The following is a 23,965-nucleotide window of genomic DNA, read 5'->3' as shown; positions in this document are numbered from 1 at the left end:
CCCCCTCGATCCTGAGCGTATCGGCGCATTAAAACCAACGCCGGCAAATCGGTGCATTAGGGCAATCCCACCGATCGCGTCATGTGCACCGGCTGTGCTTCGCCGTGGACGCAACATCACCGCCAATATCGAGAGATGCTCATACGCGGATTCCCGTGTGATTGGAATATGGGTGAAGATTTCAGTTAAAAACCGCATTGCCGGAAAATCCGGTTCTGTTGTTGGTTAGATATGCTGGCGCACCAGTGGACAAGTCATGCAATGTCCGCCGCCGCGGCCGCGACTGAGTTCTGAACCGCCGATAGTGATTACCTCTACACCGGCGCTCTTCAGCAACGTATTCGTGTATGCGTTACGGTCGTAGGCAATCACAACACCCGGCTCGACGGCGAGCACATTATTGGCGCCATTCCACTGCTCCCGCTCCGCGGCGAAACTATCGCCGCCAGTCGCGACATTACGGAGAGCCTTCAGCCCAAGCGCCTCGGCCACTACAGACAAGAAGGGTCTTGCCTCCTTTGTGACGTGGAGCGCCCCCTCGGGATTGCTCGGTCTCAGGGAAAAAGTCTGCAATTCCTCAACAACCTGAGGGTATGTCGTCACTAGGTCGCGGTCGCAGAACGTGAAGACTGTGTCGAGATGCATAAAGCTGCGATTCCGCGGCATCAGTGCTGCGATAACGTGCGTCACTTTTTCTGCCCTGAACAAGCGGCGCGTAAGCCCCTCGACCGCTTGGGGCGTGGTTCGTTCGCCCATCCCAATCAGCACGACGCCGCCGCCAATCGGCATCACATCACCACCTTCTAGGCTGGGGATTAGACCTGTCCCGTCGGGCGACAGGTACGCAAAGCCGGCGTCGCGAAACCGCGGATGGAAGCGGTAGACGGCCTCGACATTCGCAGCTTCAGGCTGTCGCGCGGGCGAAAACATAGTGTTGACCGAGACGTCGCCATAAATCCAACAGGAGCTGTCACGTGTGAAAAGCTGGTTCGGCAATGGCGGCAGGACGAAATCCTCCGGCATCACTGTTTGCGCTCGCAGCCCGCGTGGCAGGAACGGGATTTCCGCAGCGAGAATTCCACGAACCAGAGAGGTGGCGAGCTGATCAGGCCGCATCTCTTCAAGCCAACCGCGCAACTCATCGGCCATATCTTGGCCCAACGAGGAGGCATCAAGACGGCGGTCGAGCAGCCAGCGGCGCGCTTCCTGTGAAGCCACAGTTTCCGAAAGCAGTTCGTCGAATGAGTGAACTAACACGCCAAGATCGCGCAAGGCCTCTATGAAGATGTCATGCTCTTCTCTGGCGCGTTTCACCCAAGGCACATCGTCAAAAAGGAGGCTCTTGCAGTTCTGCGGGGTGATGCGGTCGAGGCCAAGGCCTGGCCGGTGCACCAGCACTTCTCGCAGCGGTGCGACCTCAGAATGGACACCCAAGCTCATCATTGAAAGTTACCTCAGAAGGGCGGAGCAGGTCCGCTCTCGTAGACAGCTAGGCATGTGTGTCGAAACGGCACTAATGGCTGCCTCGGTGCTCGATGCGCGACGCCCAGAGTTCGAAGGGACACCGCGCAGGCCAGCGACGAGAGAGCGTAGCGGAATGAATGATGTTTGGCGCGTTGCCCGCGAGCCGCCGGAGGATGCGCAGCCACCGGATTTTACAGTCGCGAAGAAATGTCCGAAGAATGTCGTTTCGGTGGGGCTCTCAAGCAAAAACTTCGATACGGACATCGATCGGGCTCCGTCGGTGCTGAATGGTCACCTTCAAACCGCAAGCGCCATACCAAATCGAAAAGCCATTTTATTCCCATGCGTCGTCTTTGCGCGCCCGATTTCTGGCTGTCCCGCCTGTCCTCTACCGGCAAAATTTTGTCCGGCTTGCAACAATATGAGTGCTCTTTGGTTGGGGACGCCGTCGTTTCCCAGACAAACCCCGCACAAATAGGCGGCTTCGGCCGGCCTGATCCAGCCAAACGATATGAGCGTGATGTGTTTGTAGGACCCCGCCAGTGTAGCGGCTGTATAGCATGCGGGGGTTGCCCGGGAGTGCCGAGGCGAGCCCCAAGCAAGAAGAGGTTCGGAATGTCGGCGAGATCGAGGCTACGCTGGCGGCCTGGCGCGCTTTGTGAGCAAGCTGGAGAAGGGGCAGTATGGCCTGTTCCATGAAGCCGGCAGTGCTTGATCGGGTGCGGGTTCGGACTGCACCGAGCGAGGATCTGCGCAAAAATGCCAGCAGCTTCTTCGTACTTCTGCCATCGCCTGCTCGCTGGCTCGCGGCGCAGAAGTTCGGCCATCTGGCCCCAGCAGATCGGGTCCAAGACCAGGTCGACGTGATCAGCGAAGATCGTGGGGTCGATGTTAACAATCTGCTACGAGCTCAAGTTCTATGGCCGCGCGCGTTGGCGGCCCCGCGTCAGCAAGCTTTCGTAGTCAACCATAAAAGATCCGACGACCGATGCGGAGGCTACAAGATAAGGTGGCGTTTCATTATCACCACAGAGGATGACCCGATCTCCCTGGCGAGGCTAGCGCCACCTTTGCTGGTGCTCCGTGGTTAGGAGCGTACATCTTTTCTATTCGTCAAGGGTCTGAAGCGGTTTTATCGACCAGTCGATTAAATCGACGGCGCGCTGAAGTATCGCTGTGGTCCGAGCACGGGTGGGCGAAGCGGCAATGACATGCCCGATCTTATCTCGCTCGTCGCCCTTCCTAACGAGCGGCGTCTTAGGTGGCAGATGAAGCTTGACCTCGGCGACTCCTGATAGGGCAGCCGCTCGACTGTGGTCGATCCAATCGAGGATGCCGTCGCGATCAGGAACAAGAATCCGGGCGGCTGAGATATGCGAATGCCTTCTGCGCAAATTGCAGTCCTCCCCGATGACAAGCTTGATGTGCTCAGCGACGAGATCGACACCATAAGCTGCCTGAATGAGTTGAGGGGTGGGCGACCCAGCAAGACGCGGATTGACCTCAATGACGGTTGGACCAAGGTTGGTCCATCGCAGATCGATGTTGCTTGGCCCCCAGCCGAGGCCGAGAGCTCGCAAACAGCTCAGCGAAACATCGGCAATACGCCTATGCTCGTCATCGGTGAGCCGAGCTGGTTGGATGTACTCCCGACAGACGAAATGCGGCGGGGGACCGAAGTCGGCGGCGGCAATACCAATGACCTCGCCTCCCATTATGTCGATGCTGTAGTGGGGGCCGTTTGCGAATTCCTCGACCAGTACCCTCGGGGAAGACCGCCATATATACTTGCCCCCCAACAGATGATTCGTATGCTCGGCCAACTCATCGACATTGCGGCACAATCGGACACCGCTGCTGCCCATACCCACCGCTGGCTTTACAATCACCGGCAGGCCAATTTCCGCCGCGGAGTTTTCTACGTCCGTCACATTCGCTGCTACACGATAGGCAGGCACTGGAACGCCAGCGTCCGCGAGGTGCTGGCGTTGAACGGATTTGTCGCAGCACCGTTCAATCGCCGCGGGGTTCGGCCCCGGTAGATCGAAGTGCTGGCAGAGCCTGCCAACCGCCGCATAAACCATCTCCTGGGGGCTCGTAATACCAGCTATGTCATAAATCGCACGTAGCCGGGAACATTCTCGGATCAGCGCATCGGTATCGCCTCTGTCGAGCCGGATCGCCTCAATTCCTGCTGCCGCGAGATAGTCGTGTAGAACTGGATCGGCCGACAGTGTAATTGGGTAAAGATTAAGACGCCGTGCCGCTTTGATGTATAGGAGACTATTACTTGCCCCTTCAAGTAAAATCAGAGCCCTTCTAGCCATGTACCACGCCCCTACATTCTTTGGCGCCCGTCCTTGCGGCACCCCCCGCGGCCACAGGGCGTATACTTTTACCAGCGCCTAACCTACTCCTCTCCAGTAACTTGCCATCGCAGAAACGCGGCTTAGCAACGAATCCGATAATCTTATCTAGAATTTTTCTGCAGGGCTCGATCCCGCTCGAGGCTCGGTGATGAAGCGGCGTTGCGGGCCTGCTACAGAACGAACCGCGCCAGGCAGTTTCATCGAGTATGTACCAGTCCGCTCTCATCATGCTTTGCCCAAGTGAGTATAACTTGCAGCGAAACGCCCGAATTTGTGCTCGCCGCAAGCCACCGGGTTGTAGTGAAGTGGGTTGCTGTCCGTGACACATGAGGGCAATGGTTCGATCACCGCATTGAAATCAGCGTCGACAAAGAAGGGGATCGAGTATCGCTCGCGGCCCGAGCTATTTATCACGCGGTGCATGTTGGCCAGGTAGAGATCGTTCGTGAGCCGCTGAATCAGATCGCCAATATTGATTACGAATGTGCCGTGGATCGGAATGCCCTCGATCCAATCGCCATCTCGGTTCATGACCTGAAGACCACCCACGTCGTCCTGCGCCAAGATGGTCAGGTTGCCGTAATCGGTGTGGGCACCAATACCGATGACCTCTTCGCTAATATAGCCACTCTGCGGCGGGTAATGGAGCAGGCGCTGAATGCTGATCGGGTTCCGCATGAGGGTTTCGAAATAGCTTTCCGACAGGTCCAGACTGAGCGCAATGCCCTTCAAGAGTTTTCTCGCGAGATCCAACATCTTCTGATGGTATCCGTATGTCAGGTCCCGAAACTCGGGCAGACTTGAGGGCCATTGGTTGGGGCCAAAGAACGGACCCTCCAGGGTCGAACGTTCAGGTCCGAAGTCAAAGCACTCCTTCAGGTCTTTCGTTTTGCCCGGATCGGTGTTCTCCCCGAACGGCTCAATGTATCCGCGGAGGGCCACATCGGATTTGCTAATGTGCAATGTCATCTTCTGCGACATGGGGAGATCAAAGAACCGACGGCTCACATCGAATACCGAATCCACGAGATCCTGAGGAATACCGTGGTTCTTCACATACATGAACCCGGCGTTTGACAAGGCCCAATGTATCTCCTTGGCCACCCTCTGTTTGTTGCTGCCATCGAGAAGCGGCGCTATATCAACCAGGGGGATCTTGTCAAAGTTTTCGCGTTTCGCGCGCAGCTTGTCATCCAGTCTGACCACTAGATCCTTAGACATGATTACACCTTTGTTTGACAATGGGAGTCGCAACTTCGGGGCATTTCTTATTTAGCTGGCAGCGTGACGAACCGTCGGGAAGCCTGAAAGGCCGTGCCGAGAATTCTTTCGGGTTGCCGTGCTCAACAAAGCGGATGAACCCGACTCCTGGCAGCATGCGGAGGCTCTCGCGCTCTTCGTTGTCGCCTTGCATCGCTTGCCAGCTTCGTCAGCGAGATTCGATAGCGTAGTCATGGCCCCTGTTCCTCTGACAGGCTGGCCTTCTCGAGCACCTGGAAGACCCAGTAATGCGCGTCCTCCTCGGCGGTATATCTGCCGTCATTTAGACGGTGTGCCGGCACAAGGACGCCCGCATCCTGCAGACGCCCCACCTCGTCATTAAAGGATGTGGTCTCCGCGTAGCTCTTGCGGGTGCTTGCGATGATGAACCCGTTTGGGCGCGTGAGGCGGGCCAGTTCGCGCAGCCCCGCCGGTCGGACATGCCCGAGCGTGAAGACGCCGCAGCAGACCGTGATGTCGTAGCTCGCGCTGGAGTAATCGGAGAGCGGCCCGTTAAGGTCGACATCGCCTTGGACATGGCGGTAGGCGCGGGTTTGGCGGGCCTTTTCAGCCATCTCCTCGGAGAGGTCGATCCCGTCGATCACCCGGAAGCCCAAGCGTTCCAGTTCCACGCCGACGAGACCTGTTCCGCAGCCGGCGTCCAGGATTGCGATGCCATTTCGCTGCCTGGCCAAAAAGGCCGTCTGCACGACACCCGCCAGTTCCGCCACGATCATCGGCCCGCAGTACTCGTCGCGGCAGACATCCAACTCGTAGGAACTGGCCCATCCGCGATAGAAATGGGCCAAGCGACCGACGTCCCCGTCGAGGGCGTGGGAATCCTTGATGCGCTCTCGTGCGGCTCGCTCCTGTGCCGTCTGCTGATCGCGGGTGTTCATGACATTTCCTTCCTATTGGGCAGATGGTCAACGGCTGGGCCCGGTCGGCACCTGCTGCCGTCTCGCAATCAGGGCTTCAAAACTCGTGCCAATGTGCCCGAAGGCGGAAAAAAGCATCGTTGTGGCTGTTCTCGGTCTGAGGCAATGAAATTGGCTGAGCGAACCTGTGTCGTGGCTTCGACAAAACGACAAAATGTCGAACTCCGCCCTTGAGACTGTTTATGTGAGATCGCCGGAGAGCCGCAAAGGCAGGCGACCCTCCCGCGCATGGCAGCTCTGCGGGGAAACTGCTTGGGAGTGGCGAGCCGCGGGCCCATGCCCGCAGGACGGCAACTTAGGGACGAGGCACGCAATTCACGCTCTACTGGCTGAACTAGTAATTGACCACGCTTGCAGGAATACGGATGAACACGACGGGTCCTTCAGCAGAAACGGCCACCCTAGTGGATTGAATCGCCAACGTCTGGTATCCTCGGCCTGCGGCTGCGATAAGCTCCGAACGGGTCGGACGTTTGATGCAGGTATCAGTGCTAACGAAGGACCTCTCCAAAGTTTGTGACAATGAGTTCTGCAAAATGCGGACCGTAATGTGGAGGGGACAGCGGCTCAGTTTTCGCCTGTCGATGTGACGGATCGTGCGTTCAAGAGGTGCGAACAGGGCAGCATCGGCTTCAGGATCGTGGAAGGGCTGACCGGGCGCATCGATCGCAGAGACACCTTGTTCCGGGATGAGGCGAACCGGCACCTCACAGAGGCCCGCATCAGGGTAACTGTAATACCGTATGTCCGCTTCTGCCGGTGAGGTGGCTCGTCCTCCTGTGATGAGGATCGGCTTGGCCCGCCCGAGCAACCCTCGGACGCGCAGTGTAGGGCGAGCCACCTCACCGGCAGAAGCGGACATACGGTCTTAAGGGTAACCTGCGGATTATGGACATGTACCGGAAAGAGCGAAAATGACTCGGGACCGCATCTATGGCACCAAAGTTGACCATGTCGAGCGCGCCGCAGGAGCCCAAATTAGGCAGCCCGGGCGAAGGCCCCGAAGCGATCGGGCGTACAGGGGAAAACGCCTCCAACCAGATAGTCGCACGCTTCGGTGGTAGACACATCAATCCCGCCGACAGCAGGCCAGAGTCGGCGAGCTTCTCAAGGACTGCTCGAAGTTCGGCTCCAACGCCCGGGTTACCGCCTGGACACTGGGCGTCGTGACACCAAACATTGTTAGGCCGATTGCCTGCCTTTGGTCAGCCGCGGTGCCGACTTTGTTAAGTACCATCCCGGCAATGGAATGGGCAGCGTTGGCGAGGACCACACGCGAGATGCGGTTTAGTCCCGGCACGTCCGTCACGGAATACATCATGCTGACGTCGGTTGGCCCCACGTAAGGGTGACATTGCCGGAGGCGACAGTCGAAACGAGCACCTTCGGGGACGCCGCTCGGGAGTGCACGCATAGCAGGCGATCAGAGCGGTTCCACCTGATCCGCCGGCGCCGATGATGCCGTCGACGTCCGCGCGTGATCGAATGAACTGCACCAGCGCCTGCGACATCGCGGCGACTGCCTTGCCCCGGTCCTTGAGTTCCTCGGCCTTCGGCGAGTTTGGATGGAAGCTCGCCACTTCTGACGGTAGGACGTCGAAATCTGAGGGGTCGCTGTGAAACTCCGATAACGAAACGTCGACCTGGACGACGTTACAGCCTGCACCACGGGTAAGGTCTCGGAGCTAGCGCAGTTCGCTGCTCTTGGTATCGTAGATGTCTACCACGTAGACTGCTCTCATAATTCTCCTCCTGCCCGTCCCTCAGCCGCTGTCCTCGCCTGCACAACACCTAGACGCCACGCCTGGAGCAAATCATTTAGCGCAAACCGATGTTTGGATGAAATTGGGCAAGGCCTCGGTCCGCCCCCATTGACCTGCTTGTGAAGGCTAGGGCCTATGACAGCGTTGTGCTGCTTCGGATCTATGTCGCGCTCGCAGTCGGGTTACCCTAGTGCGCATTCCGCCGGCCACGGCACACTAAGAAGCGCCGATGCAACGCTCTGGCAGCTTGGGCCAAGTTTCAGATATCCGAGAGAGCCTTGATTCGCGCGAAAATTCATCATGTACTCCCCCCGACAGATTTAAAGCAGCCCGCGCGGAATGGTTTCGGACCATTCTCTTGCGAACACCTCGATTTCCTCCGGGCCTTCGGTGGCGCGCACCTGGCGGTGTAGGTAAAAGTGTTGACGGTCGCAGCTCATGCTGTGTTTGGTTTGGATTGCAACCTGCCACCGGTCGCGTTTGAAGGTGAAATTCCATTGGCTTTCGAAGCGAGCCGTTGCTGGATCGTCCGGATGGATGGCGTAGTGCATCCGAACATCGCTGCCTACGGCCATTCCGTGATGCGGATTGACCTTCTGGCCGAAGTCGTCGAACGTATCCAGCACTATCGCGCCATCCTCCAACGCATGCGGCTTTGAGGTGCTATTGGCCGGACGCAGCTGCTGGGCTTGTAGCTTGGGATACTCCCGCGGCGGACCGGGGTTCAATGGCGGGATTTCCTCGATAACTGTTCGAATTGGCAGGTGCAGCGCGCTATTTTCCAGGTGCAGCGTGACCACGGCATTCTCAGGCGCTGGCCAGACGATCGGCCAGTAAGATGTCGACAGCGCCAGCCGCATGACATGTCCGGCTTTTAGCCGATGGGCGCACTCGTTCAGCTCTATCTCGGCTTCGTAGACCTGCCCCGGTACGAGCGCTTGCGGTCTCTCATGGCTGGCAAAATGGGTCAGATTCAGCGCCCGATAGGTGATCCGCTGAGACACGCCCTGGGGTGAGACGTCGCACAGGCGCGCCACGATCTGAGCCACAGGTTTATCAACTGAAAAGGCGAACTTCACCTTGGGACGACCAAGCAGTTCCATCCTTTCTGTCAGCAGTGCAGTGTCAAAGCAGGTCGACAGGCCATCATCCGCTGCCTGATCCTCGGCCAGTTCGTTGTCGATGCGCATGCCGGGGCAGTAGTACCCTCCTGCCTGGCCGACGTGCGCGGGGCTTGAGACAGCTATCGTCCCACCGGTCGCATTGTCCTTCAAACCATCTGACGTCAAGAAAAGAACACGGACATTCACGTGGGGCGAGGGCCAGCTCTGCTCCGCCACCCAACGTCCAGCCCGCGGGCCGTACTCCTTGCTCGGATTGAAATGCTCCTGCATGTAAACACGATACGCGGGCAGATCGTCCGCCCCGTTCTGTTCTCTCTTCAGCCAACGGTCGAACCAGCGAAGCGCTTCTGAATGGAAATCTGCAGGATCGAGTTGTGACAGGTGGGGATAGCTGTGTTCCCAGGGCCCGATCATGACTTTGCACGGAACCCGGAGGTTCGCTGCCAACGCCGGCGGCGCATTGACATACGCGTCCGCCCAACCGGTGATTGCCAGAACCGGCGTCTCTATGCGCGACCAATCCTCGCAAACTGAGCCGTGCTTCCAGAATTCATCCCGCGTGGGATGACGCATCCAGTCAACGGCAGAGAAGGGAACATTTTCTAGCCGTGCGATCCAGTCCTCACGCCAGTCCTGGCGAAATTGAGGATCCGAAGGACGGGTGAGATAGGCACATAGTTGAGTAGCCCAGTTAACATTCTCACTGAGCAGACAGCCGCCCATGAAGTGGATGTCATCGGCGTAGCGATCGACTGTCGAGGCCATGCTGATCACCGCCTTCAGCGCGGGTGGACGGCGATAGGCCAGCTGCAAACCGTTGAACCCGCCCCAAGAGATGCCTACCATTCCAACGTTGCCGTCGCACCATTCCTGTGCTGCGATCCAGGCCAGAACCGCCTCGCCGTCGCTCAACTCCTGCTCGGAATACTCGTCGTCGAACTGCCCCTCGCTGTCGCCCGTTCCGGCAATGTCGACGCGTACGCACGCATAGCCCGCTTCAGCAAAAACGCGATGCGTCGATTCATCCCGCCCCGCCGTCCCATCGCGCTTGCGGTAGGGCAGGTATTCAAAAATGGCAGGCGCCGGCCCTTCAGAGGCGGGAAGCCAAATCCTGGCCGCCAATTTGCGCCCGTCCGGCATCCGTATCCATTCGTTCTCAATGACTTTAATTGACATATCGCCGCTGACCTTCGCCTTGCGTGAAACCTTGGTGCGATGAGACGCTAGCACGAGCGTTCTCGCTGGAAATCGCGCAAAAAAGTAACCTGTCGCATGATCTATTTCGCTGTGCGGATTCGTCCGACCGCCGGTCAAATGGTCGAAAAATCGTGTGTCCGCTCCCGGTGCCGCCTCGGAGCAGGCCGCGCCGGCACCATGACCCAAAATTACAAGCGGCACGGACCCACTTCCCTCCTGCAGCTCTCGACGTGCTGGAGGGCACGGTGGTGGCCGGTGCATGCAGCGCCATCGCCATCAGCAATTCATCCGCTTCTTTTCCCGTCATCCGCGCGGCGTCTCGCCCCGCGATTCGGCCAGCGTCAGGGCGACGATCCGTCCGGCCCCTTCCGGCCGAAGGGCTTGACACGCGAGGGCCGGATCTTGTCGCGCAGAAGCCCATCGACGCCTTCGTCGCAAGACCGCTTCCTGCCAACGCCAGACCGCCGTCTTGCTCATCGTGCCGAGCCCACCTGCTGTGGCCAGCACAATCCTGTCGCTCCAGACGTGCCTCTGAGGGATCCGAAACAATGGCTTACAGCCGGTCACGGTCCGCGGTGGTAACTGGGACAACGATCCCGATGCGCACCCTCAAGACTCGCATGCAAAACCGCCGACGGAAGTCACATTCTGACCCGGCCGTCACACTCCCACTAAATCTAGCATGTTCATCCAACTCTTCTTTTCGAAAGTTCACAGAACCTTCGCAACACCAAGCCCCTTGTCGTAATACGCTCGCCACGAGACATTGAAGTCAGGCAAGACTCAGAGCTGATCCCGATTAAGGGCAGGCCGCGGCACCGCACGCAATGGAGGGACAATGGCAAGAAGAACTCTTATCCTTCTTGAGGGCACAAGGAGTAATGGTCCGCTATACGTCCAAGAAGCCCAGCTCCTTGGCCTTCGCCCAGTTACTTTGTCGTCGGATCCGGATCGGCATGAATACATCTCGACAGACGGCATTGAGGCAATCTGTGTCGATACAGATAACCTCGATGCGCTAATCCACGAATGTTCACAGCTATGCGCGACCGATCATATTGCTGGTATTACAACCACCGACGAGTCGGTTTACGCAACAGTTGGTAAGCTCTGTCGGCATTTCAACCTACCGGGGCCGAACCCCGCATCCATCGAACGATGTTGCGATAAATTTACTCAACGTCAGCTTCTAGCTGCGGCCGACGTGCCAATACCTGCCTACCGGCTCGCTACGGATCCGACGGAGGTGGAGAACTCCGCCCTGCAGATTGGCTTTCCGGTGATTGTTAAGCCAGCCGTAGGCAGCGGCAGCATGGGCGTCAGATTGTGCCGCAACCTCGATGAGTTAACGGAACACACGAATTATCTGCTGGGAGGCGAGCATATATGGTACTCTTCGCCGAGCATTCTCGTCGAAGAGTTCGTAGATGGCCCTCAGTATACCGTCCAGATAATGGGAAACTCGACTGTCGGAATTGTCGCCGCTGGCTATGGCCCTTTGCCTCACTTCGTTTATCGTCAATTCGCCTTCCCAGCCCTACTGGATGATGACCGTCGTAAGCGGATTGCCGACGCCTCGCGGAGCTGTTTGCGAGCCCTCGATCTTGGATGGGGCCCAACGAACATCGAGCTCCGCTGGACTAAGCGCGGCCCGTTTATTATTGAAGTCAATCCGCGTCTTGCTGGCGCTCCCGATCCTCAATTGGTCCAGGCTGCTTATGGTATCGATCTTATTGCGGAGCACATCAAGCTCGTCGTCGGCGAGGAATGGAATTTGCGCAGAAGGCATTCGCGGACTGCGATTGCTCGTTTCCTCGTGGCTGATCGCGATGGCATCCTGGATTGGATCGCTGGCCACAATCAGGCGGCTGCTGTGCCAGGCGTAGCCGAGGTCAGATTCCATGTGAGACCCAAGTCGTCGATCGCCAGGAAGGGTGATTACCGAGACTGTATCGGGCATGTCATCGCGGCCGCATTTAGCCTTGCTGACACCGAGGCGATACTTCAACGTGCCGTCGACTTAATCGATTGGTCGATCTCGCCCTTTCCAATCCTTGGCGAGCGGGAACAATCACCGCCCCCCCCTTAACTCCCCGCACCGGCCAAGTGGTGCAAAGATCGTTCGTCCGCTGATCGATCAATCATTGTCAAGCGAATTAGTGGGTTTCACGAATTTTGGGCGATGCGGAGGGCCCTGAGAGGCGATCTTCGGGTCCCGTGTTTTTGCGGTCCTGGGTGGAGCCAAAGTGCCCTGGCAGGCTGCATCAAGGTTCGCGGTTGAAGATCGGGGTACGAATTGCGCTCACAAGGTCGGCGGCAAGACTCATGTCTCGATGCGCATGAGGCCTTCCTCGTCGGCGTAATGGAGGAACGGGAGGACATCACGCTGAACGAGATGGTGGAGGCCGGCGGCTGAACCGCCGAGAGGAAATGGCGCTATCGGTGATAGAAGTAGCCTGAAGGCCAAGGTAGTGATGCGCTAGGTCGAGCGCTAAGGCCGAAGGTCGGGGCGGCATGGTACATCGTTCCTCGAAACCTGCCAACATGCCACAGGACGCCGCTACGTCGACCGCCGAGCGCGTCGGGCGTGCGGCGGCAAGGTTGGACCGGCAAGGACATCGCCCACAGGTCGGCGTCTCGCTCACCACCGTCAGCCGGGTTCTCAAAGCGTGCCGGACTATCGCGGCTAACTGATATTGACCTGGCCGAACCGGTCCGACGCTACGAGCGCGAGCATCACAGCGAGATAATCGTACCCATACGGCCAAGCACGGCCAAGGCCGCATTGGCTATGGACTAGGAAGGATTTCCTGCCGCAGGTTTGGACCTAGCGTCACCAGTAGCCCTAGCCCACCGAATGGCAGCCGGGACGCTTCTCTTCGGCCATAGAAGGAGCGTTCCCCTACCTTTCTGGTTTTATGCGCCGCCGCCACGTAAAACGTCTGGCGCCGCGCGATATCCTCAGCACGCGCGGAAGCGTCGGAACAGGATCGCACGCCGGGTGCTCTGGTCACGGGCTGTTCCGAGGTTCATGAGCGCCAAAATGACTATTGATCTAAGCACCTTGCTTCACATGCGCAGGCAACTTGCCCGAGTTTTTAACCTGAGAAGCTGCCAACGAGAATGGCCGATCGACGCAGTCCATGTTTCTCGCCTCTGCTGCCGAGACGTTCCAACCGGGTCGAGCCAGCCTAGTCGGTAGATGGACTGTCGGTGAATTGTTATTCCGGTGGTAGCCAGCCTTACATTATGAAAGCGTGGCCGATACGATCAAGTGACTGGGGTTAGCCCTTGGACGTGGCGGCACCGGACCGGCGCTCGATGCGAGTATTGACGCCTGTTAACCGACCCACCGCATCACCCGCGAGTCGAATCGAACCAGCGCTGCACGGCGCCGATTGTCTCCAGCGACACCACAAATCACCAATATCACACTCTCGCTTGCGCCTGATCGCAACATCAGACCATCATGTTCGCCGTTTGACAGCACTCTCCGGCTGCGCAAAAGAGACTTCGTATGTTCGGCCAACTCGTCGACGCTGTGGCACAATCGAACACCGCTGCTGCCATTGCCTATAGATAACAACCGGCAGGCCAATAGCCATCGCACAATTTTTGACGTCCGCCACATTCTCCGCGACGCGATAAGCAGGTGTTGGAACGCCGGCCTCCGCGAGGAGCTGACGTTGATTGGATTTCTCGCAGCATCTTTCGACCGACGTTGGGTTTGATCCCGGCAGGTCGAAATACCGGCAGAGATGGCCAACTGTCGCATAGGCCTCTTCCTCGGAAGCTGATAATTCCAGCGATGTCGTAGGTCAAACGTAACTGGGAACATTGACATACAAGCGCGTCGAAATTGTACCGATCGACACCATTACCTTATTTCCTTCCGTCGAAATGCAGTCGTACTGGGCTTGATCGGTGACCAACGAAATTGGTGAAGTCCAAGGCGTTGGGCCGCTTGAACATATATAATATTACTTTAGAATACAAGTGTAACAAGAACTATTTTTTTTCCACTTGATGCTGCTTCTCCATCGTACATGCCCCGGCTGCTACAGTAGATTCTGAGTTAGACTCCTGACATGATACTTTTCTCAAAGAGATCAATCCAATCGCTTCCAGGCTGTAAATATTTGTAAACTTAAATCGGTAGTATTATTTCAAACAACATATCGTTCCTAATAGTATTTCGGAAAAGGCGGCTCTGGTAGCATGGAAATCCTGGCAGTCGCGGCCCAAAGTGACGGGCGACTTCTAAATTAGTTTCCGCGAGGAAGGAGTTGCTGGCCCCGTTCGGTACCGAGCGGCGGCGCCCCGTTTGCTAGGAGAGCGGCGTCAACGCGGGCTGAACAAAGAATCCGACTACCTGTTCGGAGACCAGTTGAGGCCGGTACTTAGTACGGTCAATCTGAGCGTGGTTGTGCGCTCGCTTACAACCATCTATCGTACAGACCTGCGCGGCGGCGCTTCTCGCCTCCGACACTGGAGGAGGCAGTCAGTCCAGCTCGCGATCATAATGACCGCGATGCTCGCCTCGCGTCCCGCACCGGGGTTCGCGCCAGGTGAGACAAAACCATGTGCTCGGGATGACTGCAGTGTGACAGCACAAGAAGCCGTGAAGGAGGAATTGCCGCCTGCAGAAAAGAGCGCCGGGAACTGTTAAAACTCGATGAGTTCGACATCCCCGTGGCTGCGGCAGCCATTATTTCGACCCGCAGCGAAGGGCTGCCGAGATCTACCGCGCAACAGCAGCGGGTTGGAGGAGCGAACGAAGCGATCCACCCTTTCCAAACCTGGTCCAGGCCCGCAGGTCCGCGATAGATGTTATCCATATTGAGCAGTAAGCAAATGCGACTTTTCGCTTAAGCGACCCGCATGCCGGCGTGCTGGCGGCTATGTGCCTGGCCAACCTAATTAGCTGCACCGCCCCGCATTAGACGGCTCAGGATGTGCGATCTCTGGCTACTTCAAGCCTACTATTTCTTGGACGTTAGCTCGATCTCCATGGCTGTCCCAATTGGCGTGAAACTGAGTTCTGAACTTCTGACTGCGCCACAACGGAGCGGCGACACGCCGCCGCAGGAACGAGCTGGCACATCATTCATTGGTCACCTCATGAAGATCTGTTGCCTGCTATCCAACTTCCCTGCCCTACCGAACTGCTCCGCCCTTTCACCTGCTCGAAAAGCACAGCTGGACCGCCAGGTCAAAAAGAGGACGCTGCCGAAATAAACCACCTGGAGCAGCAGCGAGCAGGCCAGCATCGCGACGACTGCTAGAGGGATCGAATGCGAAACTAAGTAAACAATCAAAGTGGGGCCGCAAACGACCAGCCCTAAGAGCCGACAAAACATCATGAAGGGCAACTGCGTTCTCCTGGTTTGTCTCGTCAAAATCATGCTGCTCATGCTCCGATCTGGTCGGCCGCGACGTGGGTCTGGCAGTTCTTAGGGCAGACGCGCCCGCATGCTCCGCAACCAATGCATCGGCCGGCATGGTCGACGACCATGATCATGCGATTGAGCTCACCATCGAAGTCGTCGTCACCGCCGTCGCAGGCGCCGAGGATTTCACCCGCGTCATCGACGCCGTAAAGATGCATGACCTCCCGCGAGCAGACCTTGAAACAGCGGCCGCAGCCGATACAGATCTTGCCATCTATAGCGGTCAGATATTCCGGCACCCATGTGGAGCCGTCGCGGCTGATGAATGTGCTCGTCATCCTAATTTCTTCATTGTAGCGAGCTCTCTCCTGGCACCATCCAACTCGGCATAAACGGCGTGCGTTTTCTCGGCGACCTCCTCTATCTCAGTCCATTTGACCGGGAGACCCTCGGCAAGGTCGCGCAAGTTCGTTTTAGCAATTGCCGCGTGCAGCTGAAGCTTCCGGACTTTCTTCACCATCTCATCCAGGTTTGACATGATCCTCCCTCGAAATCGGTTTCCTCACACCCGCGCCACGTCGGCTATAACTGCAGTCGCATCGTCGACCATCTACCGGCATCCGCGAGTTTCCCGATAGTCTCAGAGCCGAAACGGTGGACGTCTCGACAAAACGACCAACTGCCGACCGTAAAAAGCACGCGCCCGTTGCCCCATCGGTTTCATCTATGGTGTTGGCAATGCCACCACGCCGGACCGCTCCCTCGATCGCAAGCCTCCACAGCGCCCGGATCCGGATCGGCAACGATCGGATCTTCCGGCGCAGTTCCGTCGTGATGATGAAGTCGGCCAGCAGCTCGGGGTCCGATTTGCCTTCGCAGAACCGTACGACTCGTGAGCACGAACCAGCCGCACAAGGCATTCAGCGAACGGGGTGGCCAGGGCCACCTGGTCCTCGTTCACGGCAGGGCAAAGCGTGCCGCACTGAAAGTTCGTGATGGGCTCCCCACGTAGCCAGTCGTCAACTTTGATTGGAGGAGTCGGGGACTCAATACGCAACACCTTGTTGTTCTCCAAATTCCCACACCTTTCCTTGCGTTTATGCGCGTGCTGGTTCTTCTCTCAAAAAAGCAACACACCGGTTGGGGAGATCATCACTCGTCTTGCGCATTCGCATGCGGTCAGCCCTCACCCGCTATTGCCGCATCTCAACCAGCAAAGGCCGTGCCAGCGCGCCTAGCCCCGCATTAAGTGCCTGGTAGGCCAGGAAAAAGGTCCACGCCACCAACACGGCCGGTTGTCTTGAATCTGACATGTTTTCTGCTGCTGTCAGGTTTTGGACACGCATCAATCATGCGTCAGTCGCTTAGGACAGTGAAGAGCTTGGCCGTCTTGCCTGCAGTGAGATTGGCACCGGCTGATCGAGCAACAGCACCTCGGCGCGCTCGAAGGTTCGCGGACCACTGCGTTCCCGCGTGCAGCGAATGCCTCCCCCGGCTCATGGCTGATCTTTTCTCCTAGACCCGAGTTGATAAGCCCAGCGGATACTGCGTATGCTGTTCCGCTAGATCAGCATTCGCGATCCGATTTTTCGCGACAGACCTAGGAAGCATTGCAGGTCCACCACCGCGGGTGGGCGGCTTAGCATCTGCTCCGCTCGTGGGGAAACGGATGCCGATGGCGCCGCGAGTCCGATGATGGTGATGATGATGCGGCCCAAGCCTGCTTTCCCTGCTGTTGCCGTCGAGGAGGTCGTGGATCTCACCCGACCCCATGCGGAACGTAAATCGCGCAGAACGCGGGGCACGACGATTCGGAGGCCTGGATCAGCATGTGTCTGGCTTATCGCTTCTGCCCATCGGCACCGCATCACTGCCTAACACGGGCGGCATTCGACTCGGAAACGGCCATGCCCCCGCGATGACAACCCGACACCGGGATCGACAGCCACCCGCAATTGAAGGGCCAATCACAGCCTGGTCGTTGCGCAATCTGATGCCCTCACGTCCCCTGACCCAGGAGACGCCTGGCGCCTTATCCATCGGGCCAACCGCCCTGGGGCCGATCCAGGCAATTGAGGATCGAGCATTGGTCGGGCGTAGGCTGGCTTGCGAGCTCGGCCTTTGGTTGGGAGGACCGGCTTAGGACGCGCCTACGAAACTGGACGTGGCGAGGCCACACTGGAGTATGCCTCTGAAATGATGCTGCGCTAAGTCAAAGCCAAGCCTATCCATGACAACACTGCCTTCGCAGAAATGCTTGCAAAGCTGAGCTTTCAAGCTCTCGACCATTGTGATTAGGAATCGAAAAGTGCGCGGCTCGCAAGATGTCGGACATGCAATGAGCCGATTTGATGGCAGCGATTAAAAAGGCGTCGAAGGTCTGCGAGTTTCCGCAGCCACCTTCAGCCGGAGTTTCCCTTGCGGGGGGAGCGATCAACTGCTTTCCTCATGCGGAAGACGGTCGCGTTTGTGGAGAGCTTAGCTCCATCCGCCGGCGTGATCTCGTCGAACCTAGCGGGCTCGCACTGTGCAGGGCCTGCGTCTCCGCCCAACGCGACTGTCTCAGTTGCCGCCCAGGCGTCCAGCCAGTCCGCTGAATCAGCTTGTCCGGTTTGCGGACTCATACGGCCTCCTATTCAAGCTTCAGCTGAGCAAAGCAAACAGATTCTCGCCCGGCATAAATCTCTATGATTGCTTCCCGCGCGAGCCCTCATCGCTCAGTAGCTGACTTTCCGTTCCTTGAACCGGCAACGGGTCTCGGACGCATGGAGGCCGACCACGACATAGGGATCATGCTCAACCGGAAACGCACCATGGATTTCCAACATTTCCGAAAAGCCATGCCATGCCCCAGTCATCAACCAGAGCGGGCGTGAATCTTACCGCCGAGGCCAAAGCTGTCCAGAGCGCGGACGCCGCCGCGTATGATTGCTTGCTAGCCTCATAGACATAGTTTACCACCCGGATGCCAAGTGTCCTCATATCGATTTCTGTTGATTGAGAACAGAATTATCGGATCTGTCGTAGAACCCTAGCACAGGTCCGAGATCAAGGATCATCCCCGGCGCAAGGCGCCGAACGGACGTGGCCCATCTTTCAATTGAGACGCCATCGACGCCTCGCGCCAGCGTGCTGGCAAATCGCGGCATCAGCGGTGCGAGTGTCTGCGCCAGGCTCGCAGCGGCCGTAGCCTGAAGCACGAGCGAAGTCCGGGTGCGGGCGGGATAGAGACGTCGCGCCGCTGCATAGTCTTGCGCCTGACGGGAGATCACGCAATCGCGCACGAAATCGTATGCCTGCGCGGCCGCGCGCCTGACCGAGAAGCCATCGTCCGAATGGGCGCGTTCCATCGCCGCGCGATGGATCTCTAGACATCGACGAATTTAGATCTGCGTCCCCATCGTTGCGCAGCACATGCGCTTCAAAAGGATGGAACAGAACGACGTCGCCGGCTTTGACCGAGATTTCCCCAAGGTCGGTCGTTACCTTGCCCGCGCCAGACATGACCACGAAGGCCTCGATTTCGTCGTGCCGATGGGGCTCGCATGTGACGCCGGCCCAACCTTTCCGAATGAAAACCCCGTGCCAGTGCTTCCCGTTCCAGCGTGGCCATGTCGGTACCGAACGTCCGCGACAGCTCCGTTCGAGAAAACGTGGATTGGCGCATGACCAACCTAAGCTGTTGAAGCAGTAGTAACTTCGGCTCTGGCCCCGAGGCAGGCGACAACCGGTGCGCCAGTAGCGCTGTGGGCGTCACAGAAGACAGCCCCTCGACCACCCCACAATCGACATGCCGACGCATCGTAACGGGCTACGGGTGATGCTCTACTAGCCGGCAATCAGAACACCCATGCTCTCCGCGCATTATTCGATCAGTTTCGTGTGCATGCCTCGTTTGGCACTCAATCTCGATAAAAAATGCCGTTTGGGGGCTTGAGTCTGTCGAGATCGGCCACTTTGCCCTCGAGCGGATTAAGAGCGCTTAAGCACGTTGTATTCAGCGCGTGTCGGTCCACCAGCTGAAGCACGCTGGAACACCAAGTAGAGTGTCCGCCTGGAACGATTGCTTTTGTTCGGTTTTGAGTAATGCGGTGCGTAATCATCGAAGATGAAGATGTCGCCCGCCTTCCATACTACCGGTTCCCAGGAAAACATTTTGGCGACTTCAGGATCCATCACCCCGCCGGCATCCATGGGAAATACTCTTTTCTTGTGGTTGCCAGGGCTGAAGAAAAGTCCGGCGTTGTCCGGGTCGGAGCCGTCAATGCCGATGGCAACGACCGCATGGACCATCCGGTCGGGCACCCTGTGTGGAATGTGATAAATGCCTTGATGCGGGCGATAGCCGCCGCTGTCGGGATAGTGGAAGATCATCAATTCCTTGAGCCTGCGCGAGCCTTCGCCGAGCAATTCTTCGACCGCAGACTTTATGCGCTGATTCTTGTAGTAGCAAATGACGCAATGGATCATGGAATTCGAGAAAATTCTCGACCTTAGAGGTGATCTTTCGATTGTCCGTCGTTTTCTCGAACCACGTGAGCCATTTATTATCGCTGAGGTGCCAGCGTGATACATCTTCAACAAAGCTGGAGATACGTTCCAGAGCTGCGGGATCGAAGAACCTTTCGAGCCTGACATATCCGTCTTTCTGCCACTTTTCTCTTTGTGCATCAGTCAACACTGCGAAGAGCCTCCTGTTGGAAAGACTGCTTGGTCAAACATTCCGGTTAGGGCAGTCGGGCGCTGGTCAGGTTGTGGGTCGACGGAAATAGTACTCCACGGCATATGGGACGACGCTAAGTGCGTCTCGCTCTCAGGCCTCCGCTGCAGTGAAGGCGGAATCATTCCTTGGATGCCACCGCCAATGATCAGCAGTTGGCCGGTCATATCCCGCTGCCCATTTCTTCTGCGACGGTGTGGGACCAGCTCTCGACAGAGGTAGGGCTGATGAAGCCGGGATGCTCGGGGTTGGCGCGCGGCGCGCGCCCCAGAAGGCTGTCGAGGATGCGACGCGCTCGCCAGGCCAGCAGGCTTAGATTCGGATCAGCCAGCCCACGCTGTCCTAGGCTCGCGTTCTGTACGAAGATGCGTCTGTCACGCGGTCCGTCCCAGCACACCGAAAAATCTTCGCGAATAGCCAATTCGTTGTCGATCTTTTCCACCCGGTCCGCCATCGGTTCCAAGAATCCTGGCACCGCGTTCTCGTAACCGGTGGCCAGGATGACGATGTCGGCCGTGACTTCTTCGACCTCCTCCATGCCGTGCTGCAGGGTGAGTCTGTGGCCCGCGCCGGCGTTGAGGCAGTGCGAGACAGTGCAGCCCGGCCGCAGTGTGATATCGCATCGGTTTGGCTCTAGAAACGCGTGGCGGTATAGCGCCTGATAGATCGCGCGCAACGTGCTTTCCGAAATGCCGTCCGAAGCAAGCACGAAGCGCCGCAGGAACAGCTTGCGCTGCGACTCGCTCATTGCCGCGAAACGATCCGAAAAGCAGGGCATGAACAACTCGTTTGTGAACGGGCTGTTGTCGATGGGCAGGTAGTTTTCGCGTTGCGAGGCCCAAGTGATCGAGGCAGGTCGCCGTTCTCTTGGCAGACCAACAAGGTGCAACAGCACCTCGGCTCCGGACTGTCCCCCGCCGACCACGCAGACATGCTTTTTGTGCACCTCAGGTTGAATGTGCAGCAATTCAGATGAGTGGAACAGGTTGCGTCCAGTCCAGCCCTGAAACTGAGGCGGAATATGCGCCTGCTTGCCAATGCCGACCACGACGTTTCTGGCGCCGAGAACCTCGTTATCGGTGTGCACCCGAAACTCGCCGTCAAAGCGGATTTGGCGCACCGTTTCGCCGCCGCGGACAAGCGGGTTCCTGTGGAAGGCCCAGTTCAGGTATTGCTCGAACTCAGCTCTGAGCACGGCCTCGAGGAACTTTGCATTCAGGAAGTGGTACAGACGCCCGTTCTCGTGCAGGTAGTTTACGAAAGTGTAGGCTGATCGCGGATTCACCAGCGTGACCAGATCCTTGAAGTGGCTGACCTGGAGCTCCGAGGAATTGAATGCAATGCCTGGGTGCCAGCGGAAGTCGACTTGCCGATCCAGGAACAGTGCCCCTTGCCCGATTTGCTCGTGTATTTGACACGCAAGGCTCAAATTAGAAGGCCCAGCACCCACTCCAACGCAAGAGAGTTCCACTCGCTTGCTCCTATAGGTGTTTCCCTATTAGGCGACGTTCGCGGCGAATATCGGCCATGACCATTGGGCTTACTGTCCATGCGGGCATTCTCGACCTCGGTGCTGCTGGATTTGCTAGAGTTTGATCGCGCTTTCGTATTGTCGGGTATGAAGCCCATGGATCCCGGCCAAGTGATGAGATCGACACTCATGTCCACGATTTGTGGGCGTGGATGGGATCGACGTCTCTCCGCCCGCTTCGATGATCGCGTCTCGGTCAGCGAGATGCTTTCCAACCGTATTCCGTGTTTTAATCGGGCGAAGTCTCCCGCCTCCACCATGATGCGCCGACCTTTGACCGACTTGGCGGTCAGCGAGGGCACGGTCTCGAATGCGGCGACAGCATTTTTCCCTAAGCCTGCTCATAGGAGGGCATCCGCTGATGTGTTCGGAAGATCCTCTGCATCAAACGTGCCAGAAGGAAACTTTCATGAAATAACGGTTAGCGGGTTTGTGATCCTGTCGGGTATCCGACAATGAGGGGGAAACCTTGCGCCGGTGGCCGATTTGCCGCGTCGCCGTCCTCTTGCCAGGAGCCGGTAGCTAATAGGGCAGCTCCGCATGGGAATTTTCTCTTAGGACGGCCAGCAACCCAGGTTCATGGACTGTGGCGCGGAAAAAGGCTCTTGCCCCTTCTCGCGGCGGGAATCTGAAAAGACGCCTTCGGAAGCCGGGGGCCGCAGGAGGTCTCTCCCGCCTTGCGGAAGATGGAGGCGAGATCCGGATTTTGAGACGCAGAATCCAGCTAAAGACAGTCACACAGCTATGTCGAGGCCGTGCCCATCCTGCAGCACCACCAGCCTGACGGTGCTCGCGACCAGCGAGACGCATTCGGTCCGCAGCTTTGTCGAGGCTGCCTCCAGGCGGGTCGGGAAGGAGATATTCTGGGAAGGCGCGAAGATGTTGACGAGTTGGGCCGCGAACGCAGGAATAACCAGGCGCTGATCCAAATAGACAAACGTTGCTTCGGGCCAATCGAGGTTGACCTGCTGATCGGTGATGCCTCCAAGGCGGCCATCAAGCTCGATTGGAAGCCGACGACTACTTTCGATGAGCTCGCCTCGTAAATGATCGAGGCCGACTCCCGCGCGTACGGGATTCACGCTCGCGTGACGCGAAAAACGCATTGATTTCGCCGGGCATTTGCAGGCCAAAGCAGCGTTCGCCGGCCCGCCTCTCTCACGCGGTCGGCCGGCACCCAGTCAGCACCCTGTCGTTTGGATCGGCAAATTCACACATCCTACAGAGCAGAAAACCATCCGCTCCGTTCATGCGATCGACGATTTCGCAAAAAATTTTAAAGAGATCGCCGTATTCGTCGCATAGGAAGGTTGCCCAGTACGTGACGCCGCTCAAAATTCATGGAGCAGAGAGTAACCTCGCCGTTCGGAAAGAGAACATTCCGATACTGTCGTTCGTCCCGGCCCATGTCGCTTCCGCAACCGGGAGTATCTGATCATCGCATATCGCACCGATCCGCAAAAACTGCGCGACCTTGTGCCGGAGCCGCTTCAGGTGTGCGAGCCTCTGGTCGAATTCGAGTTCATTCGATGCCGGACTCGACGGGCTTCGGCGACTACACGGAAGGCGGACAGGTCATCCCTGTCTCCTTCTGTGGCCGTAGGGGGCCTAGACCCACTGCATGTTTCTCGACGACCATCCGCTGATAGCGGGCGGACACGAGTCCTGCTCGCCGTCGTGCGCCGTCACTGCGATGTCGAGAATGGCCTGCACTGGCAGCTCGACGTGGTCTTCTGCGAGGGACGACTGCCGGACCAGAAAGGATCACGGCCCCGAAAACCTCGCTTGGCGCTTCTGCCTCAATACCTTTCGAACCGACAGCAAAAAGGACACCATGCGTGGCAAAATGATGCGTGCAGGTTGGAACGTTGCTTATCTCTTCCAACTCATGCCTCAAATGCGATAGCCCTGCCCCGTGTGGGGGGAGATTGGCCGTCATCGCTGCTTTCGCCAATCTCCAAGGCTAGAAGTTTGGAGCCGCCAGTGAAGCTCCCGATCTCCCCCCTCGTGGGTCCCACAAGGGGGAGATGGCCGGCAGGCCAGAGGGGGCGCTGTCCCGCCAGCGTTAGATCACATTCAATTCCCTGAAAGCCCGCCCCTCAGCGACACGGCTGTATCCGAACGCCGTGCAATCCACCGTGCGAAAACCGCCATGCACGATCAGCTCGGCCAGCGCCTTGCCGACCGCCGGCGCCTGCTGCAGGCCGTG

Annotated in this window: 16 protein-coding genes and 6 pseudogenes; 6 read left to right on the top strand and 16 right to left on the bottom strand. The window is 57.9% G+C overall.

The genetic code is table 11. From position 1 onward, the window contains the following. Positions 1 to 225: 225 nt before the first annotated feature. The 7 genes and pseudogenes from AC0L2B_RS02355 to AC0L2B_RS02325 all read right to left on the bottom strand — a co-directional run bounded on the left by AC0L2B_RS02355 (position 226) and on the right by AC0L2B_RS02325 (position 10,058). Entirely contained in the window at positions 226 to 1,443 is a 1,218-nt protein-coding gene (locus tag AC0L2B_RS02355) for an arginine deiminase (protein ID WP_473744010.1), read from the bottom strand. A gap of 1,127 nt (positions 1,444 to 2,570) precedes the next feature. Continuing rightward, positions 2,571 to 3,791: an ATP-grasp domain-containing protein gene (locus tag AC0L2B_RS02350; protein WP_473744008.1), complete on the bottom strand. Its 1,221-nt coding sequence runs from the start codon at positions 3,789 to 3,791 to the stop codon at positions 2,571 to 2,573. Between the two features lie 267 nt (positions 3,792 to 4,058). Then, entirely contained in the window at positions 4,059 to 5,054 is a 996-nt protein-coding gene (locus tag AC0L2B_RS02345; RefSeq protein ID WP_473744007.1) for an isopenicillin N synthase family dioxygenase, read from the bottom strand. A 230-nt stretch (positions 5,055 to 5,284) separates the two neighbouring features. Further along, positions 5,285 to 5,992 carry a class I SAM-dependent DNA methyltransferase gene (locus tag AC0L2B_RS02340; protein ID WP_473744006.1) on the bottom strand — a complete coding sequence of 236 codons (708 nt, stop codon included), beginning with the start codon at positions 5,990 to 5,992 and terminating at the stop codon, positions 5,285 to 5,287. A gap of 373 nt (positions 5,993 to 6,365) precedes the next feature. After that, on the bottom strand, positions 6,366 to 6,893 hold the full coding sequence (locus AC0L2B_RS02335) for a hypothetical protein (RefSeq protein WP_473744005.1): 528 nt from the start codon (positions 6,891 to 6,893) through the stop codon (positions 6,366 to 6,368). A 207-nt stretch (positions 6,894 to 7,100) separates the two neighbouring features. Beyond that, positions 7,101 to 7,656 (bottom strand): annotated as a pseudogene (locus AC0L2B_RS02330) (Tm-1-like ATP-binding domain-containing protein); the annotation flags it as partial. A gap of 458 nt (positions 7,657 to 8,114) precedes the next feature. Further along, complete coding sequence (locus tag AC0L2B_RS02325; RefSeq protein WP_473744038.1) at positions 8,115 to 10,058, bottom strand: CocE/NonD family hydrolase; 1,944 nt, start codon at positions 10,056 to 10,058, stop codon at positions 8,115 to 8,117. Between the two features lie 210 nt (positions 10,059 to 10,268). On the opposite strand from AC0L2B_RS02325, the pseudogene AC0L2B_RS02320 reads away from it, so the two are divergent. Next, positions 10,269 to 10,416 (top strand): annotated as a pseudogene (locus tag AC0L2B_RS02320) (IS630 family transposase); the annotation flags it as partial. 76 nt (positions 10,417 to 10,492) lie between these two features. Here AC0L2B_RS02320 and AC0L2B_RS02315 read toward each other — a convergent pair. After that, a pseudogene (locus tag AC0L2B_RS02315) lies at positions 10,493 to 10,652 on the bottom strand (IS630 family transposase); the annotation flags it as partial. Positions 10,653 to 10,953: 301 nt separating this feature from the next. Between AC0L2B_RS02315 and AC0L2B_RS02310 the strand changes: the two are divergent. Further along, the gene (locus AC0L2B_RS02310) at positions 10,954 to 12,204 is read left to right on the top strand and encodes an ATP-grasp domain-containing protein (RefSeq protein ID WP_473744003.1); all 1,251 of its coding nucleotides are present in this window, start codon (positions 10,954 to 10,956) and stop codon (positions 12,202 to 12,204) included. A gap of 210 nt (positions 12,205 to 12,414) precedes the next feature. Next, positions 12,415 to 12,519 (top strand): annotated as a pseudogene (locus tag AC0L2B_RS02305) (IS630 family transposase); the annotation flags it as partial. Positions 12,520 to 15,229: 2,710 nt separating this feature from the next. Here the strand turns inward: AC0L2B_RS02305 and AC0L2B_RS02300 are convergent. The 7 genes from AC0L2B_RS02300 to AC0L2B_RS02270 form a co-directional block, all read right to left on the bottom strand. After that, on the bottom strand, positions 15,230 to 15,475 hold the full coding sequence (locus AC0L2B_RS02300) for an exopolysaccharide production repressor protein (RefSeq protein WP_473744036.1): 246 nt from the start codon (positions 15,473 to 15,475) through the stop codon (positions 15,230 to 15,232). Between the two features lie 50 nt (positions 15,476 to 15,525). Further along, complete coding sequence (fdxB, locus tag AC0L2B_RS02295) at positions 15,526 to 15,843, bottom strand: ferredoxin III, nif-specific (RefSeq protein ID WP_473744002.1); 318 nt, start codon at positions 15,841 to 15,843, stop codon at positions 15,526 to 15,528. Then, positions 15,840 to 16,043 (bottom strand): CCE_0567 family metalloprotein, encoded by a 204-nt coding sequence (locus AC0L2B_RS02290; protein ID WP_473744001.1) that lies wholly within the window; start codon positions 16,041 to 16,043, stop codon positions 15,840 to 15,842. The genes fdxB and AC0L2B_RS02290 overlap by 4 nt, the downstream gene beginning before the upstream one ends. 2,558 nt (positions 16,044 to 18,601) lie before the next feature. Continuing rightward, entirely contained in the window at positions 18,602 to 19,078 is a 477-nt protein-coding gene (locus tag AC0L2B_RS02285; RefSeq protein ID WP_473744035.1) for a cupin domain-containing protein, read from the bottom strand. Between the two features lie 399 nt (positions 19,079 to 19,477). Continuing rightward, a complete protein-coding gene (locus AC0L2B_RS02280; protein WP_473744033.1) occupies positions 19,478 to 19,882 on the bottom strand; it encodes a phytanoyl-CoA dioxygenase family protein in 405 nt (134 codons plus the stop codon). Further along, positions 19,767 to 20,186, bottom strand: coding sequence for a phytanoyl-CoA dioxygenase family protein (locus AC0L2B_RS02275; protein ID WP_473744000.1), 420 nt, complete (start codon positions 20,184 to 20,186; stop codon positions 19,767 to 19,769). Before AC0L2B_RS02275 ends, AC0L2B_RS02280 begins: the two co-directional genes overlap by 116 nt. A 202-nt stretch (positions 20,187 to 20,388) precedes the next feature. Beyond that, positions 20,389 to 21,696 carry a lysine N(6)-hydroxylase/L-ornithine N(5)-oxygenase family protein gene (locus AC0L2B_RS02270; RefSeq protein WP_473743999.1) on the bottom strand — a complete coding sequence of 436 codons (1,308 nt, stop codon included), beginning with the start codon at positions 21,694 to 21,696 and terminating at the stop codon, positions 20,389 to 20,391. A 78-nt stretch (positions 21,697 to 21,774) separates the two neighbouring features. On the opposite strand from AC0L2B_RS02270, the gene AC0L2B_RS02265 reads away from it, so the two are divergent. From AC0L2B_RS02265 to AC0L2B_RS02255, 3 genes and pseudogenes are all read left to right on the top strand, one after another. Beyond that, a complete protein-coding gene (locus tag AC0L2B_RS02265) occupies positions 21,775 to 22,215 on the top strand; it encodes a hypothetical protein (RefSeq protein WP_473743997.1) in 441 nt (146 codons plus the stop codon). A gap of 296 nt (positions 22,216 to 22,511) precedes the next feature. Further along, positions 22,512 to 22,802, top strand: coding sequence for a GDP-mannose 4,6-dehydratase (locus AC0L2B_RS02260; RefSeq protein ID WP_473743996.1), 291 nt, complete (start codon positions 22,512 to 22,514; stop codon positions 22,800 to 22,802). 355 nt (positions 22,803 to 23,157) lie between these two features. Then, positions 23,158 to 23,419, top strand: a pseudogene (locus AC0L2B_RS02255) (acetoacetate decarboxylase family protein); the annotation flags it as partial. A gap of 402 nt (positions 23,420 to 23,821) precedes the next feature. Here AC0L2B_RS02255 and AC0L2B_RS02250 read toward each other — a convergent pair. After that, positions 23,822 to 23,965, bottom strand: a pseudogene (locus AC0L2B_RS02250) (FAD-dependent oxidoreductase); the annotation flags it as partial.

It is taken from the genome of Mesorhizobium sp. WSM4815 (genome assembly GCF_055811575.1).
Note: the sequence above shows the minus strand (reverse complement) of the source record. Positions and strands in the feature narration are given on the sequence as shown.

What these genes read in the sequence shown, in the direction of transcription:
- AC0L2B_RS02355 (WP_473744010.1), bottom strand. Translation starts at nt 1,443, where the DNA reads ATGATGAGCTTGGGTGTCCATTCTGAGGTCGCACCGCTGCGAGAAGTG.
- AC0L2B_RS02350 (WP_473744008.1), bottom strand. Translation starts at nt 3,791, where the DNA reads ATGGCTAGAAGGGCTCTGATTTTACTTGAAGGGGCAAGTAATAGTCTC.
- AC0L2B_RS02345 (WP_473744007.1), bottom strand. Translation starts at nt 5,054, where the DNA reads ATGTCTAAGGATCTAGTGGTCAGACTGGATGACAAGCTGCGCGCGAAA.
- AC0L2B_RS02340 (WP_473744006.1), bottom strand. Translation starts at nt 5,992, where the DNA reads ATGAACACCCGCGATCAGCAGACGGCACAGGAGCGAGCCGCACGAGAG.
- AC0L2B_RS02335 (WP_473744005.1), bottom strand. Translation starts at nt 6,893, where the DNA reads ATGTCCGCTTCTGCCGGTGAGGTGGCTCGCCCTACACTGCGCGTCCGA.
- AC0L2B_RS02325 (WP_473744038.1), bottom strand. Translation starts at nt 10,058, where the DNA reads ATGCCGGACGGGCGCAAATTGGCGGCCAGGATTTGGCTTCCCGCCTCT.
- AC0L2B_RS02310 (WP_473744003.1), top strand. Translation starts at nt 10,954, where the DNA reads ATGGCAAGAAGAACTCTTATCCTTCTTGAGGGCACAAGGAGTAATGGT.
- AC0L2B_RS02300 (WP_473744036.1), bottom strand. Translation starts at nt 15,475, where the DNA reads ATGTTTTGTCGGCTCTTAGGGCTGGTCGTTTGCGGCCCCACTTTGATT.
- fdxB (WP_473744002.1), bottom strand. Translation starts at nt 15,843, where the DNA reads ATGACGAGCACATTCATCAGCCGCGACGGCTCCACATGGGTGCCGGAA.
- AC0L2B_RS02290 (WP_473744001.1), bottom strand. Translation starts at nt 16,043, where the DNA reads ATGTCAAACCTGGATGAGATGGTGAAGAAAGTCCGGAAGCTTCAGCTG.
- AC0L2B_RS02265 (WP_473743997.1), top strand. Translation starts at nt 21,775, where the DNA reads ATGCGGGCATTCTCGACCTCGGTGCTGCTGGATTTGCTAGAGTTTGAT.